Raw genomic sequence first — 14,530 nt, forward strand, 5'->3', positions numbered from 1 at the left:
GCCCTTTATGCTTATCAGTTTAACAATAAAAAACCTATTTACAGCTCAAACATGACTAACACATTATTAAATATATTTAGTCAAAGGCCAATACGGTTTAATAGGACTTAAAGCTTAACTTTTCCCTCCAACTTAGTCATTAGCTTTTTACCAATCCCCTTAACTTTAGTTAAATCATCTATAGAAGTGAATTCACCATTTTTATCTCTATACTCAACGATTGCCTCGGCTTTCTTATTGCCAATTCCTGGTAATTTCGTTAGTAAACTCGCATCTGCTTTATTTATACTAATGGCTTCAAATTGCGGTATCTGTTGAGTAATTTCAGATAACTGAGCATAAATATTAGTTGCAGGGAGTAAACACAATAAACTTACAAGCAATAAGCTGTTAAATATTTTCATTTTGGCTTCCTTGAATTTTGTTCGAACATTGTTTAAATTTTGCTTAGGAAACATTCAATAAATAAAGTGCTAAAATTAGTTACTTAAAGAATAATTAAGCGCATTATCACTACTATCCGAAATCCTGTAATGCAGCGGGTAAAACAAGTGATTGCTTAACTAAAGTAAAATTACCGTTTTTTGTCAAATTTAGAACGAACTGAAAATAATAAGAGAAACTTGCAAATTACATCACAAACCATTACTGTACATAAAAACAGTAAACTAATGGTTTTTATAAACCACATTGCCACGCAAGCTTGCAGGAGAAATCATGGCTGTTGTTGTTAAATATGTTGTAGAACGAAACGGAGTTGAGCGCATGACGTTTACTACCAAAAAAGAAGCTGATGCCTATGACAAAATGCTCGATATAGCAGAGTCACTTGAGCTAATGCTCGAAAAAGTAGATGTACCGTTAAGTGAGCAACAAATAGAGTCACTGGCCCTGGAAATAGCAAAGAGCAAAGATGACTTTATGGCTGTATTGAAAGGCGCAAAAGATCCTGTGCCGGCTAAAGTCTCAGAAAAAAGTAAAAAAACAGATAATGTTGCTTCGATCAAAAATAGCGACGAAAAACAAGTAAGCTAAAAAAGCATTAAATAAAAAAGGGAGCAACTAAGTTGCTCCCTTTTTATTGCTTAATCCAACTTAAATTAGCTATTTAAAGCTCTTTTTCTACCTCATCAAATAATATTGTTATATCTTCTGCAGGCTCACTTGTTACTAAACTTACAGCGACAATAGCAATACTCGATAAAATAAAGCCAGGTACTATTTCATACATAAAGCTACTTAAGCTCTTGCCATCAATAGTAAATGGACCGTAGATCCAAATAAGTACTGTAAATGCACCCACCAGCATACCGGCTAAAGCACCAGCAAAGTTCATACGTTTCCAATAAAGACTAAACAACACCAATGGACCAAATGCAGCTCCAAACCCTGCCCATGCATTACTAACCAAGTCTAAAATAGAGCTATCTCGATCATAGGCTAAGTAGATAGCAAACAGTGCCACAATAGCTACACTGATCCGGCCAACGGTTACCAATTCAAAATCGCTAGCATCTTTACGTAAAAATGTTTTATATAAATCTTCTGTCAAAGAGCTTGAACTAACTAATAGCTGTGAAGAAATTGTACTCATAATAGCCGCTAAAATTGCAGCTAATAAAAAGCCAGCAATCAAAGGGTGAAATAGTAGCTCTGAAAGAATTAAGAAAATAGTTTCAGGATCTTTCACTACAATGTTATTTTCATAAGTATATGCGGCACCAAATATACCTGTAGCAACAGCACCAACGGCGGCAACAATCATCCATGTCATACCAATACGACGAGCCGTTGGCATGTCTTTAACACTGCGTACTGACATAAAACGGACAATAATATGAGGTTGTCCAAAATAACCTAATCCCCATGCCATTGCTGAAATAATACCTAGTGTTGAGCCTGCACCAATCCAACTAAGCATATCTGGATTAACACTGTTTAGGGTCGATTCTAGTGGTTGTTCTAGCAATGAGTAGGCAACAGTAGGCACTAAGATAAGCGCAATAAACATGATACAGCCTTGCACAAAATCAGTTAGGCTCACAGCTAAAAATCCACCAAACAAAGTATACAAAACAACAACACCCGTGGTGACGTATAACCCCATTTCATAGCTTAGGCCAAATGAGCTTTCAAATAATTTACCGCCAGCAACAACTCCCGAAGAAGTATAAAGTGTGAAGAACACAATAATCACAACAGCAGAAACAACACGTAATAAGTTTGATTTATCATTAAAGCGATTAGAAAAGTAATCTGGAATGGTAATCGAGTCATTTGCTTTTTCGGTATAAACTCTTAGTCGAGGGGCGACCAGAAAGTAGTTTAACCAAGCACCTGCAATTAAGCCAATTGCTATCCACGTACTACTAAACCCAGTTACGAACATTGCACCAGGTAGGCCCATTAATATCCAACCACTCATGTCTGAAGCACCAGCTGAAAGCGCAGCTACACTTGGTGATAAATTCCTGCCTCCTAGCATATAGCCGGAAACATCGCTCGTAGATTGTTTATATGCATATAGTCCTATACCCAACATTACAACAAAGTATAACGTCAGTGAAATAATCATTCCTGTTTCCAAATTAGCCTCCGCACTATTATTAATAACAGGCTTTTGATCCGAATATTGACTCTTAATATTTTATAATAAAGACAGTATTAGGATAAAAGCTATTTGTAATGACTATAACATGCCTAATACGCAAATCTCCAACTTGTTGCCTTTTCTGATTTAAAAACATTCACGTTGTACGCTTTTAAATCAAACCATTAGATCCCGTTAATTTTTGAAAAGCGTATTACAAAGTTACCACTCGTTATAAAATAAAGAGCAATGTGTAACGCGCAGCAAAAACGCTTCAAGGAGTGATAAACGTGTTTAACCACAAGGGTGTGATAAATAAAATGTAAACATAACGCTTAAACTTCGCTACACCTGATTCAACACATGAATTTATAAACTTCGCTTTTTTAAATTGAAAATAATTTTAAAGCCCAATTTATCCTAATAATTCACTTGGTTTATAAGTATAATTTACTAATAGTAAACATTTACATAATGCTATTTTGAATGTTTTACCATATATTATTACACTAATTACTATCTCTACTCATACGGAATGTTTATGTATTTTTATGCTGCACGCCAGCCTATTTTAAACCGCAACAAAGAGCTTATTGGTTACGAGCTTTTATTTCGTGATGGTGTAGACAACGTATTTCCCAACATAGATGGAGATGAAGCAACAACACGCTTAATCGAAGGCAGCCAATTTAACTTTGGTCTAGAAGATTTAACAGACAATAAACCAGCATATATAAATTTCACTTTAGAAACACTGCTAAAAGGTTACCCAACAATACTGGGTAAAGATGCTATCGTTGTTGAAATTTTAGAAACAATCCAGCCTGGTAAGCGCCTACTCGCTATTGTTAAAGATTTAAAAGGCAAAGGCTACACTCTGGCATTGGACGATTATACTCACCAACCAGTTTGGCGGCATTTTTATCCATTTATCGATATTATTAAAATCGACTTTTTAACGTTAGATACCGACAATATTCAAGACATTATTGCTGACTTAAAACAATATCCGCATATCAAATTACTTGCTGAAAAAGTAGAAACCCATGAAATGTATAATTTAGCTTTAGAGCTCGGGTTTGATTATTTTCAAGGGTTTTTCTTTTCAAAGCCTGAAATGGTTCAAAGTAAAGCATTGCCGCCATCTGAAATGGCATTAGCTGAGTTACTTTATGAAACCTCAAGCGTTGAAATCAATTTACAAAAGATTACGGATGTATTTGAACGCGACGTAAATTTATCATATAAATTGCTGCGTTATTCCAATTCAGCTGCATTTGCAAAACGCGCTGAAGTAAGCACTATTAAGCAAGCACTTATCATACTCGGTGCAAATGAAATAAAAAAACTGCTCTGCTTATTATTTGCAGCACAAGTCTCTGCTGATAAACCCGTTGAGCTGCTTCGATTATCACTTACTCGTGCTCGCTTCGCCGAGTTGCTCGCAATATCTCATGGACAGTTTAAAGATACTGGCATGGCCTTTTTGACTGGTATGATGTCATTAATGGATGCTATTTTAGATCAAAGCATGGAAAGCGTAATGAGTAAGTTACCGTTGTCTGATGAAATAAAAGCGGCGTTGCTCAAAAATGAAGGGCTACTCGCTAAATACTTAAACCTAGTAAAATATTACGAGCAAGCTAATTGGTCAGCAGCAAACGAAATGACTAAGGAGCTAAATCTAGGAGGCAAAGTGCCCGATGCCTATCACGAAGCGCTTGGTTGGGTGAGCGAGCAAATGCAGTTAATAGTTAACGAAAAATAAATATATAAACAACAAGCAAAAACGCCAGCATTTAGCTGGCGTTTTTGTGAGTGACTTTTTAATTACAGACTTTCTAGAAAGTCTTCATCAAAATCCGTAGGCTCTTCTTTAACAGGCGGGTTACCATCATATAGTTCATATATTTGACGTTGAAAGTAAATATCTTTAACAAATAAATATGGGTCGAGCGAATCATTTAGCAAACCTTCTTGAGGAATTAATGATGCTCGTGCTTCAACGGCTTTTAAAACAAAGACTAAAATTGTTTGTGGTGTGGTCAGAGCTATTTTAGGCAAGGCGATATTATCAACAACATCACCTGTTAGATTACGGGCAGTCGTTGGTCCCATACCTGGGAGCATTAAATAAGCACCATCACCGACGCCCCATACACCCAGAGTTTGGCCAAAGTCTTCATCTACAACTTCAAGACCTAATGAGCTCGCAACATCAAAAATACCAAATATACCCACCGTCGAGTTAACTAAAAAACGCGCTAAGCTCACGCCTGCATTTCCGGCTTTACCCTGTAAACCAGCATTTATCATATCCACTGGTGCTGTAATATTATCAGTGAAATGTACAACACCCTGTCGAACAGGTGCTGGCGTTACTGTTATATAACCGACTGCGGCTGGACGTAATATGTATGCATCTAGCACATCCATATTAAAGTCATATAGCGGGCGATTAATACTTTGCAGCGGATCTCTATCATCTACTTTGCTTTGTGGTACCTGAGCACAACCGGCCAGTACCAATAAACATAAAAATGTGAAACTATGTTTTAACATCTAACGTCCTTAAGGTATTAATGTATTAATTTGAAGTTGGTAGTCACTTACACTTTCACGCTTTAACGGCTCTGAATGCCCTTCAAGCTCGCCAGAACTTGGCATAACCGAGTCATCTATAGAAATACGAGCCGATATAACAATATTCTCTGCACTAGATAAGTTAAGCCCTGCAACCATAGCACTACTATCGCTCAACTCAACCGTAACTGGAAATGAATAGGTAGTTAGCTTAACAGCAGCTAGCGGCATAGGAGAGCCAGTTGCAGCTTTTGCAAATATAAACAAAATGCCGTTTTTTGGTTGTTTATCAATAAGCTCTTTTGCAATATCGACGGTAACAGTAATAGTGCTCACACCGTTTGTTACAGGTATAACAGAACCTTCACTTTGCATTTGCTGCTCAATATCAGCAATACGTTTGGAGATCATACTATAGCGCGAATCACTTTTTTCCATACTCGCAAGTAGAACTTCAAATGCAGCTTTAGCTTGCGGCCAGTCTTTACGTTCATAAGCAATCAGCGCGAGTAATGAAATTGCATCTAAATTTGTAGGTTCAACTTTTAATACTTTTGAGAGCATGCCTGCCGCGCGGGTCATATTAGCTTCGCTACCTTCAAGTAATAAAACTTGGCTGTAGCTAATAAGTACCTGCATATTATCAGGATTCATACGCAATGCTTTATCAAATGATTGCTGCGCCATATCAAACTCATTTAGCGACATAGCCACTCGGCCAAGTAGCATCCAAGCAATTTCGTCATCACCCGAACGGCTAAGCTTTGTACGAAGGGCCAGTGCAAAAGCTTGTAGCTCATTTTGACTAAGTGGCTCACCTTTTTGCATTACAGCACGCTCACCGTAATCAGCTAGATTATCCATTGCGTCATGCCAAGCCGAAATTTGCTGCTGACTTCCCGTAAAGCTATAAAAAATCCCTGTGAGCGCAAGAACAAATGCACCACCCGTTAAAGCAAAAATACGATTATTACCTTTGCTGTTTAGTGATTTTTCTGGTGATAGCTCGTTCAACAAACGGCGTTTTAATTCAACGATTGATTCTGCATGGTTTATGCTATCAATGCGTTGATTATCTAAATCAGTTTGCAAATCGACTAAACGCTGCTCATAAATACTAATTAATTCAGCATTGGCGTTATGAGTAATTGTTTGAACACGCTCTTTTTTTAAAAAAGGTAGCATAACAAAACCAAGCGCAACTAGTGTGAGTAAAGCAAAACACGCCCACATTAAAATCATTTAGCATTGCTCCTGACGTTTATTTTCATCGATTAGCTTCGCTAGCAGCATTTCGTCGTCACTGCTCCACGTTTGTTTTACTGATGCTTTTCGCTGGCGAATAACAATAAAACCAAAGCCGATAATTACGATTAATACAGGTAACACCCACAACACTAACGTAGCTGGTGTAACTGGTGGGTCGTAATGAACAAAATAACCAAAGCGATCGATCATGTAATCAATTACTTCGTCTTTGCTTTTACCTTCTTTAACCAACACAAGTACTTTATCGCGTAAATCTTTAGCAACAACAGCGTCTGAGTCAGCAATATTCTGATTTTGACACTTAGGGCAACGCAGCTCTTTGTTCAACTCTTCAAACAATATTGCTTGTTCGTTATTATCAAATTGGTAGCGATCTTGCTGTGCAAACACTCCCAAGCTTACAAAAAGGCTAAGAATAAGTAATAACCACTTCATTATTTAAGCTCCTGCATAATTGGCGCAAATTTAGCTCGCCATACTCGCGGGTTTATATCACCCGTGTGATGCAACAAAATAGTGCCGTTTTTATCGACTAAAAATGTTTCAGGCGCACCCGACACCCCTAAATCCAACGACAAAGTACGGTGCAAATCTAAAATATTAAATTGATACGGGTCGCCTGCACGCTCTAGCATATCGCTTACTTCAGTGCGAAGCGATTGCATATTAAACGGGCCATCAAAATCTGCGTCATAACCTTGTACGTAATAAAGGCCGACAATTTTAACGCCTTGCTCACGTAACTTAGTTAAATAGCCAAGTTCAGCTAAACAGGTTGGGCACCAAGTACCCCATACATTTAATAAGTAAACTTCACCTTTTAACGACTCGTTAGTCCACTGTTTATTATCTTGCATTAAATCAGGTAAATTAAATGCAGGCATTTCTTGTCCTAATCGCCCTGTTTGAATTTCACGAGGATTGGCAAAAAGTCCCTGGTATAAAAATACGCAGACAAAAGCAAACACCAAAAGCGGCGCAATAGCTAAAATTTTGCGGTTCATAAAACACTCTCCGCAGCTGCTCTTCGAGCTGTTTTCGTCGATGTACGATACCGCTTATCAAACAAGATCATAAATCCTGCTAACGATACAAGTACACCACCAATCCACATCCAACGAACAAATGGCTTATGATAAATTCTAAGTGACCATGCACCTTGGCTTAATTGCTCACCCAGCGCTAAGTATAAATCACGTGTAAAGCCAGCATCTATTGCTGCCTCAGTCATAAACTGCATACCTATATCGTACTTGCGTTTTTCAGCATGTAATTGGGTTACAAGTTCATTATTTTTAAGCACTGAGACAACACCCGCATGTCCGCTGTAATTTGGCCCTCGAATAGTTTTAACACCATCAAAGCGATATTCGTATTGATTAAGCTGTACCGTATCACCTTGCTTCATTGATACATCACGCTCAACTGAGTAAGCAGATGTAAGCGTTACGCCCGCAATAACAAACGCAATACCAATATGACCAAGCACCATGGCCCAGTAACTTACACCTAAGCGTTTTAAGCCTTCTTTTAAGGTATCGTGCACAGCTGCTTTGGTGTAAATATCAATCCCTGTTGATATAGCAATCCAAACTGCAAGCGTTGTAGCTAAGAGCGTAAGTGGTTTTACTAAATCGTAACTAGAGAATAACCAAGCACAGGTGATCACGACACTCGACACGACACCCATTAATATTTTATTTTGCAAAAAGGCCCATTTGTTTTGCTTCCAGCGTAAAAATGGTCCTATACCCATCAAAATAGCGAACGGCACTAAAATTATTGCAAACATTTTATTAAAAAACGGTTCGCCAATAGAAATACTGCCTAAACCCATTTCTTTATGAACCATAGGTAATAGCGTACCCAGTAGTACGATTAATGTAGCAACCACTAAAAATATATTATTGAGCCATAATGCCACTTCGCGAGATACAAGCTTGTATCGACCTTCGCTGTGCACTTGCGATACTCGTAGCGCATACAATGCTAAGCCACCGCCTACAACGATGCCGAAAAAGGCGAGAATAAATAAACCTCTATCAGGGTCTGTTGCAAAAGCATGCACTGATACAATAATACCCGAGCGCACAATAAACGTACCCAGCAAACTTAAAGAGAATGCAGCAATTGCGAGTAATACCGTCCACGATTTAAACACACCGCGTTTTTCAGTTACGCTTAATGAGTGCAGTAATGCGGTTGCAACAAGCCATGGCATAAGCGAGGCGTTTTCAACCGGATCCCAAAACCACCAGCCGCCCCAGCCAAGTTCTGAATACGCCCACCAGCTACCAATTGTTATTCCTAGCGTTAAAAAGCCCCATGCAGTCATTGTCCACGGGCGTGACCATTTAGCCCATGTGTTATCAAGTTTACCTGTTAACAATGCCGCAATAGCAAAAGAGAAAGCAACCGACAGCCCTACATAACCCATGTACAGTAATGGCGGATGAATAATCATACCGGGATCTTGAAGTAACGGGTTTAAGTCACGTCCTTCGACCGGAAAATAAGGCAGTAAACGCTCAAATGGGCTTGAAAGTAGCAAGGTGTACATCATAAAACCCACACCTAAAAAGCCAAGCACACCCAATACGCGCGCACGTAATACCCAAGGTAATGATTTGGAGCGTGCAGCAACTACCGCTGTCCAACCCGCTTGCATTACAAGCCATAGTAAAATAGCGCCTTCATGACCGCCCCACGTAGAGGTGATTTTATAATACCAAGGCAATGTACTACTTGAATGGTAGGCTACGTAAGATACGGTAAAATCATCCGTTAAACTGGCATAAATAAGTGCAGCAAAAGAGATTAAAACAAAAGCAAATTGCCCTATTGCTAAAGATGGGGCCGCACGCATCAATCGAAGATTACCGGTATGCGCGCCCCAAAGAGGAAAAATACACAGCAAAACGCTTAGCACCATGGCAAGCGTTAAAGAAAAATAACCAATTTCTGGGATCATAGCTAATTACCACTATCTAAGTTGTATTTTGGTTTTTCGTGCTTAATACCTTTAACTGCCTCTGCAACTTCTGCAGGCATATATTCTTCATCATGCTTTGCAAGCACTTCAAATGCTTCTATTACGTTAGGCTCAATTAATACGCCTTGCGCTACAATGCCTTGCCCTTCACGAAATAAATCAGGCAAAATACCTTGATAACGTACTGTTACCAGTGGGCCAGTATCAATTAACTTAAAGCTTACTCGTAAACTTTGTTCATTACGCTCAACAGTACCTGGAACAACCATGCCGCCAATACGTAACTTTTGACCTATATATGGCTTTTCTTTGTTAGGGCCTTTACCGTCAATAAGTTCACTTGGCGTATAAAATAAGTTTATATTTTCTTGAAGTGCGTAGAGCACTAAACCAATTGAGCCACCAATACTAAACAGTACGGCAATGATTACCAATAAGCGCTTTTTACGTCTTGGATTCATAAGATTTGTTCCTGTTTAGCTTTTTTAATTCGCGCTTCACGTATTATTTGTTGCTCTACAGAAGCCATAATACGTTTGGTATCTCTTAAAGAGTTGACTAAAATACCAAGCAAAATAAGTGCGCATGTACCAAAAGAAAGCCATACATAAAACCCATAGCCCCCCATTGCAATAAAATCAGAAAAAGAGTCAAACTGCATAATTACCCCTTATTTAACAACGTACGCACCCACGGTCGATGCTTTTCGCGTTGTAAAATTTCATTTTTAAGACGAATTAAAGTCACTGTTCCTACAAAAGCAGCAAAGGCTAAAATATTAACCATAAGCGGCCAAAACATACTTGGGTCAACTGCATTTGTATTGAACTTTGTAATGCTTGCGCCTTGGTGCAATGTATTCCACCATTCAACCGAAAAGTGAATGATTGGTAAGTTGATCACCCCAACAATGGCTAAAATAGACGCGGCACGTCCTGCTGATTTTTTATCTTCAAATGCGTGGTATAGCGAAAGCACACCCAAGTATAAAAATAGCAAAATAAGCTCAGAGGTTAAACGTGCATCCCACACCCACCAAGCACCCCACATAGGTTTACCCCAAGCAGCGCCAGTAATGAGCGCTATTGCAGTCACGCAAGCACCTACTGGTGCTATAGCAATAACCGCAAGTTCAGCATTTCGTAATTGCCATACAAGTGCAACAATAGCGGCAATAGCCATTGATGAGTAAGCACCCATTGATAAAATGGCAGAAGGAACATGAATAAAGATGATACGGTAGCTGTCTTTTTGTTGGTAATCGGCAGGTGCAAAACCAAGCCCCCACACCCATCCAACAATCATACTAACTACAGTAACTACGGCGAAATAAGGCAGTAACGTATTGCATAACTGGTATGCACGCTCTGCTTTAGCATAGGGATGTAACCATTTCCACATTAACTTACACTCACTTTTAAAGCTGACGATATGGCAATTGGTGCGCTAATAATAGCAATAAGTAACATAGCACCAAGGATGGCAAGCTGCCCGCTATAATCCAGCGACATAGAGCTGGTATCGATAGCCGACGTTGCAAAAATCAAAACAGGAATATACAAAGGCAGTACGAGTAAACTCATCAAAATACCCCCTTTTTGTAGCCCCACAGTAAGCCCAGCGCCTATTGCGCCAATAAAGCTCAACAGTGGTGTGCCTAATAATAATGTTAAAACAGTCGCGGTTAGTGCCGTACTCTCTAGGTTTAACAACAATGCAAACAGCGGCGTCATTAATACCAGCGGTAAACCTGTCACTACCCAGTGTGCGGCAACTTTGGCAAGCACAGTGAGTGATAACGGATAAGAAGACGCTATCAATTGTTCAAGAGATCCATCATTAAAATCATCTCTAAATAACTTATCTAAACTCAACATAGTAGAAAGTAGTGCAGCGACCCAAATGATACCTGGCGCCATTCTCGCTAATAGACCTGGCTCAGGCCCTATTGCTAACGGAAATAATGAAATTACAATTAAGAAAAACAAAATAGGGTTTACAATTTCGGCGCGCTGACGAAATGCAAGCTTTACATCTTTGCTAAATACCGCACTAAAGAGCAACCAATAAGAGTGTTGACGAGTCATTAGTGGCGATACTCCAATGTAACCGTTTGTAAGTTACTAAAGTGGGTCGTTAAGTCTTGGTGAGTCGTTAACAAAATAGCACCACCGCTTTGCAAGTGCTCAGTAAATCTTTGTTGTAAAAAGGCGACACCGCTTTTATCAAGTGCAGTAAATGGCTCATCAAGTACCCATAATTTAGCATCGCTTAACCAAAGCCTCACTAAAGCAACACGTCTTTGTTGCCCTGCTGATAACGTTCTAACAGGTACATCTTCAAGCCCAACAAGACCCAGTTTCGCTAAAATAGGATATAAGTCAGGCTCATTTATGTAGCCATTTATATGTAACCAATGACGAACATTTTCAACCGCGCTAAGCTGGGTGTTTACACCCGTTTTATGGCCTATAAATAATAACTCTCTGGCATACTCTTCATAGTACTTAGATATCGGTTGTTCTTGGTATAAAATAACACCTTCGTCAGGCACAGAAAAACCTGCGATAATACGCAACAGCGACGTTTTACCAGCCCCATTAGGACCCGCTAATTGCATGATTTGACCGCTATTAAGGCTAAAATTAAGATCCGCAAACAAACAACGTTCTTGCTTGATGCAGGTGACGGACTTAATGTGTAACAAGATGACGATTCTCTCTGCCAAAAATTAGGCGTTAGTCTACCATAATGATAGGGTAATACGAATATTGCTTTAAAATCGATTCACTTAAAATAGAGAAAACTTGATTTAAAATAATGAATACGCCAACGCAAATCACATTATCTAATTCATTGGTTATCAATCAATCGAGCAACGCTCAAACGAATGAATTATCGCAATTACCTGATGAGGTACTTGCCGCTAAAAACATACAATTTTCGAAAGATTCGATTACGCTTGATGTATTTATTGATAAGCATTGGCAAACATTAAGGCTTGGCACTACTAACGCGCCTCAAAACTTACAAAAAATAGCCAGTGCCAACATACAGCTCAGCCCCGATGGCAAACAGCTCAACATTACGCCAAACAGTACAACACTGACCATAAACCAACCAGCTCAGTTGCAACGCTTATTAAATTATGTGAGCACAGGCGCCGAGGTAGAAAGCAAACCAATGGCTGTGCAAGTGGTGTTATCCCCAACCCCAAAATTAGTTATTGATAAACTCAACGCCAGTATTGCAATAAATAAAGAGGTAGCGCAGCTACTCATAACCGAGCAACCTTTAAAAGTAATTGTGAGTACTAACAACAAAGGCGCGCAGCTAAATGTTATTAATAGCTTTGCTGATACAGTTCATTCGCAACCACTAAGTCAAGCAAGGCTCACTAAATTACTTGCAGCGCTGCTACCTAATGCACAACTACAAGCAACACCTAAACTAGCTATTTTAACTCACCCACAAAAGTCGGGTTCGTTTACAACGCCTATAAATAATAAACAAGTTAGTGAACTACCTAACATACCGATTAAAGTAAACTTAGTAAATCAGGCCGATAAGTTATTTATTAAAACCGATACTAATAATATAAACGTGACGCTTAATAATTCATTCTCCAAACCGTTTAACGAACTGCTTTTAGCGCAAAAAAATAGTGACCCTGAAATATCGCTCTCAACCTCGTCCAATAAAAAAATGAGTCCACTACTTACACAAAGCAGCCCAATAAAATCATGGCTGCTACATAGTTTTAGTGATTTAAAAACACGGATTAATGACGCAGTAAAATATTTTGAACACAAGCCGTTCGCAACAGAGTCAAAACAAACAATTGCATTGGCACCTGAATTATCTAAAAGTGACACTCCTAGCGCTGTTATTAATCAGCAATTAAAAAAAATAAATATGACACAAAACCTAGATATGCTAATCAAAGGCATTGACGGTAAAACCTTGACTAACGCAACAAATATTTTGCCAAAGCACTTTAATCAACTACCTCCTTTAGCACAATTAACTCAGCTCCTAAAAGCCAGTGTTAATATATGGCAGGCATTACCTCAGCATAATCAAACATTACCAGTCAGTAACGCCAATAATACTGATGCTCATCACTTCAAAAATATAATTTCACCAGAAAGTATTTCTCGCAGCCAAATGTTACAACCGATAGAAGCAAAGCTGCTTAGCCCTCTTTTAAAGCTACCTGACTCAATTGCTGCCACTGAAAAACCAGTGAACAGCAAATCAATTTTAAACAGCCAAATAAATAACATAACAAGCAAAATAGAAAAGGATTCACCAGATTTAACACGCCTTATTAATCAAGCTTTTAACCGTATGGTCTCAAGTACTAATGTGCATCCCGTGACTATTCAGCGTGAGATACTAACAAACATTCAACCCTCTATACTTGCTAATGACACGCTGCAAAGCAGTTTTACTAAAGGGCTAGAACAAATGGCGGTAAGCATTTTAGCGGCACCCGCTATCAATCAGTCAATCATCCCTGTTAGCTTGAATAATCACACTGGCATAGATGCATTATTGCAAGTATTGCTACCTACTTTTAAAACAGGTAACACGAGTGCTAAGCTGCTTGAGCAACTACAGCAACCTCAAGTTCAAGCCCTTGCAAACGAGCTGATACAAGTAAAAAACACGTTAAACCAGGTGCAAGTTTCAATGCCAAATCAACATCCTGATTCAAACCCTTTAGTGCAATTTTTATTGCCCATGAAACTTCCCCCTGAGGCGGCTCAAACAGAAATAACACTAGGGCAATATAAAAAATTGAGTAGCGATAAACTAGAGAGTAAAAATGTATGGTTTGTCAGATTAAATTTTGACTATGCTGAATTGGGTCAGTTACAAATCACTGCGGAGTTGATGGATAAAGCACTTGATTGCCAGCTACTCGCATCTAGCCAAGAAATTACAGCGATTGCTCATCCGCACCTAGATAACTTAAGATCAAAGCTTGCAAAGCATGGTTTGCAAGTAGGCGAACTTAATTTAAAGCGCGGTGATACTAATCATCAAGCATTTGATAATTCACATGCAATTATTAATATTAAGGTTTAATT

At 38.9% G+C, this 14,530-nt stretch carries 15 protein-coding genes; 3 read left to right on the forward strand and 12 right to left on the reverse strand.

Features of this window, described 5'->3' with window-relative positions; all coding sequences use genetic code 11:
• Positions 1-107: 107 nt before the first annotated feature.
• Positions 108-404: a helix-hairpin-helix domain-containing protein gene (locus H5119_RS01240; RefSeq protein ID WP_138586988.1), complete on the reverse strand. Its 297-nt coding sequence runs from the start codon at positions 402-404 to the stop codon at positions 108-110.
• A 313-nt stretch (positions 405-717) separates the two neighbouring features.
• Here H5119_RS01240 and H5119_RS01245 point away from each other — a divergent pair, with 313 nt between their 5' ends.
• Positions 718-1,035 carry a YebG family protein gene (locus H5119_RS01245; RefSeq protein ID WP_182700907.1) on the forward strand — a complete coding sequence of 106 codons (318 nt, stop codon included), beginning with the start codon at positions 718-720 and terminating at the stop codon, positions 1,033-1,035.
• Between the two features lie 73 nt (positions 1,036-1,108).
• On the opposite strand, the gene putP is transcribed toward H5119_RS01245, so the two are convergent.
• Positions 1,109-2,587, reverse strand: a complete 1,479-nt coding sequence (putP, locus tag H5119_RS01250) for a sodium/proline symporter PutP (protein ID WP_138585471.1) — start codon at positions 2,585-2,587, stop codon at positions 1,109-1,111.
• Between the two features lie 544 nt (positions 2,588-3,131).
• Here putP and H5119_RS01255 point away from each other — a divergent pair.
• Positions 3,132-4,358 (forward strand): EAL and HDOD domain-containing protein, encoded by a 1,227-nt coding sequence (locus tag H5119_RS01255; protein ID WP_182700908.1) that lies wholly within the window; start codon positions 3,132-3,134, stop codon positions 4,356-4,358.
• 62 nt (positions 4,359-4,420) lie between these two features.
• On the opposite strand, the gene H5119_RS01260 is transcribed toward H5119_RS01255, so the two are convergent.
• Genes H5119_RS01260 through ccmA form a run of 10 tightly spaced genes read right to left on the reverse strand, consistent with a single transcriptional unit; the run spans position 4,421 to position 12,141 of the window.
• Complete coding sequence (locus tag H5119_RS01260) at positions 4,421-5,152, reverse strand: VacJ family lipoprotein (protein ID WP_182700909.1); 732 nt, start codon at positions 5,150-5,152, stop codon at positions 4,421-4,423.
• A 9-nt stretch (positions 5,153-5,161) separates the two neighbouring features.
• Positions 5,162-6,415: a c-type cytochrome biogenesis protein CcmI gene (gene ccmI, locus H5119_RS01265; RefSeq protein WP_182700910.1), complete on the reverse strand. Its 1,254-nt coding sequence runs from the start codon at positions 6,413-6,415 to the stop codon at positions 5,162-5,164.
• Positions 6,416-6,877, reverse strand: a complete 462-nt coding sequence (locus H5119_RS01270) for a cytochrome c-type biogenesis protein (RefSeq protein WP_182700911.1) — start codon at positions 6,875-6,877, stop codon at positions 6,416-6,418.
• On the reverse strand, positions 6,877-7,446 hold the full coding sequence (locus H5119_RS01275) for a redoxin family protein (RefSeq protein WP_182700912.1): 570 nt from the start codon (positions 7,444-7,446) through the stop codon (positions 6,877-6,879). The genes H5119_RS01270 and H5119_RS01275 overlap by 1 nt, the downstream gene beginning before the upstream one ends.
• Positions 7,443-9,413 carry a heme lyase CcmF/NrfE family subunit gene (locus H5119_RS01280; RefSeq protein ID WP_182700913.1) on the reverse strand — a complete coding sequence of 657 codons (1,971 nt, stop codon included), beginning with the start codon at positions 9,411-9,413 and terminating at the stop codon, positions 7,443-7,445. Before H5119_RS01280 ends, H5119_RS01275 begins: the two co-directional genes overlap by 4 nt.
• 2 nt (positions 9,414-9,415) lie before the next feature.
• Positions 9,416-9,895 carry a cytochrome c maturation protein CcmE gene (gene ccmE / locus H5119_RS01285; protein ID WP_182700914.1) on the reverse strand — a complete coding sequence of 160 codons (480 nt, stop codon included), beginning with the start codon at positions 9,893-9,895 and terminating at the stop codon, positions 9,416-9,418.
• Positions 9,892-10,095, reverse strand: a complete 204-nt coding sequence (gene ccmD / locus H5119_RS01290) for a heme exporter protein CcmD (protein ID WP_182700915.1) — start codon at positions 10,093-10,095, stop codon at positions 9,892-9,894. The genes ccmE and ccmD overlap by 4 nt, the downstream gene beginning before the upstream one ends.
• A 2-nt stretch (positions 10,096-10,097) precedes the next feature.
• Complete coding sequence (locus H5119_RS01295) at positions 10,098-10,835, reverse strand: heme ABC transporter permease (RefSeq protein WP_077537270.1); 738 nt, start codon at positions 10,833-10,835, stop codon at positions 10,098-10,100.
• Positions 10,835-11,521 (reverse strand): heme exporter protein CcmB, encoded by a 687-nt coding sequence (ccmB, locus tag H5119_RS01300; RefSeq protein WP_182700916.1) that lies wholly within the window; start codon positions 11,519-11,521, stop codon positions 10,835-10,837. The genes H5119_RS01295 and ccmB overlap by 1 nt, the downstream gene beginning before the upstream one ends.
• On the reverse strand, positions 11,521-12,141 hold the full coding sequence (gene ccmA, locus H5119_RS01305) for a cytochrome c biogenesis heme-transporting ATPase CcmA (protein ID WP_182700917.1): 621 nt from the start codon (positions 12,139-12,141) through the stop codon (positions 11,521-11,523). The genes ccmB and ccmA overlap by 1 nt, the downstream gene beginning before the upstream one ends.
• A 113-nt stretch (positions 12,142-12,254) precedes the next feature.
• On the opposite strand from ccmA, the gene H5119_RS01310 reads away from it, so the two are divergent.
• Entirely contained in the window at positions 12,255-14,528 is a 2,274-nt protein-coding gene (locus H5119_RS01310; RefSeq protein ID WP_182700918.1) for a flagellar hook-length control protein FliK, read from the forward strand.
• Positions 14,529-14,530: the final 2 nt, after the last annotated feature.

Origin of the sequence: Pseudoalteromonas sp. SG45-5, assembly GCF_014164085.1 — a bacterium.
Taxonomy (GTDB): Bacteria; Pseudomonadota; Gammaproteobacteria; order Enterobacterales; family Alteromonadaceae; genus Pseudoalteromonas; species Pseudoalteromonas aliena.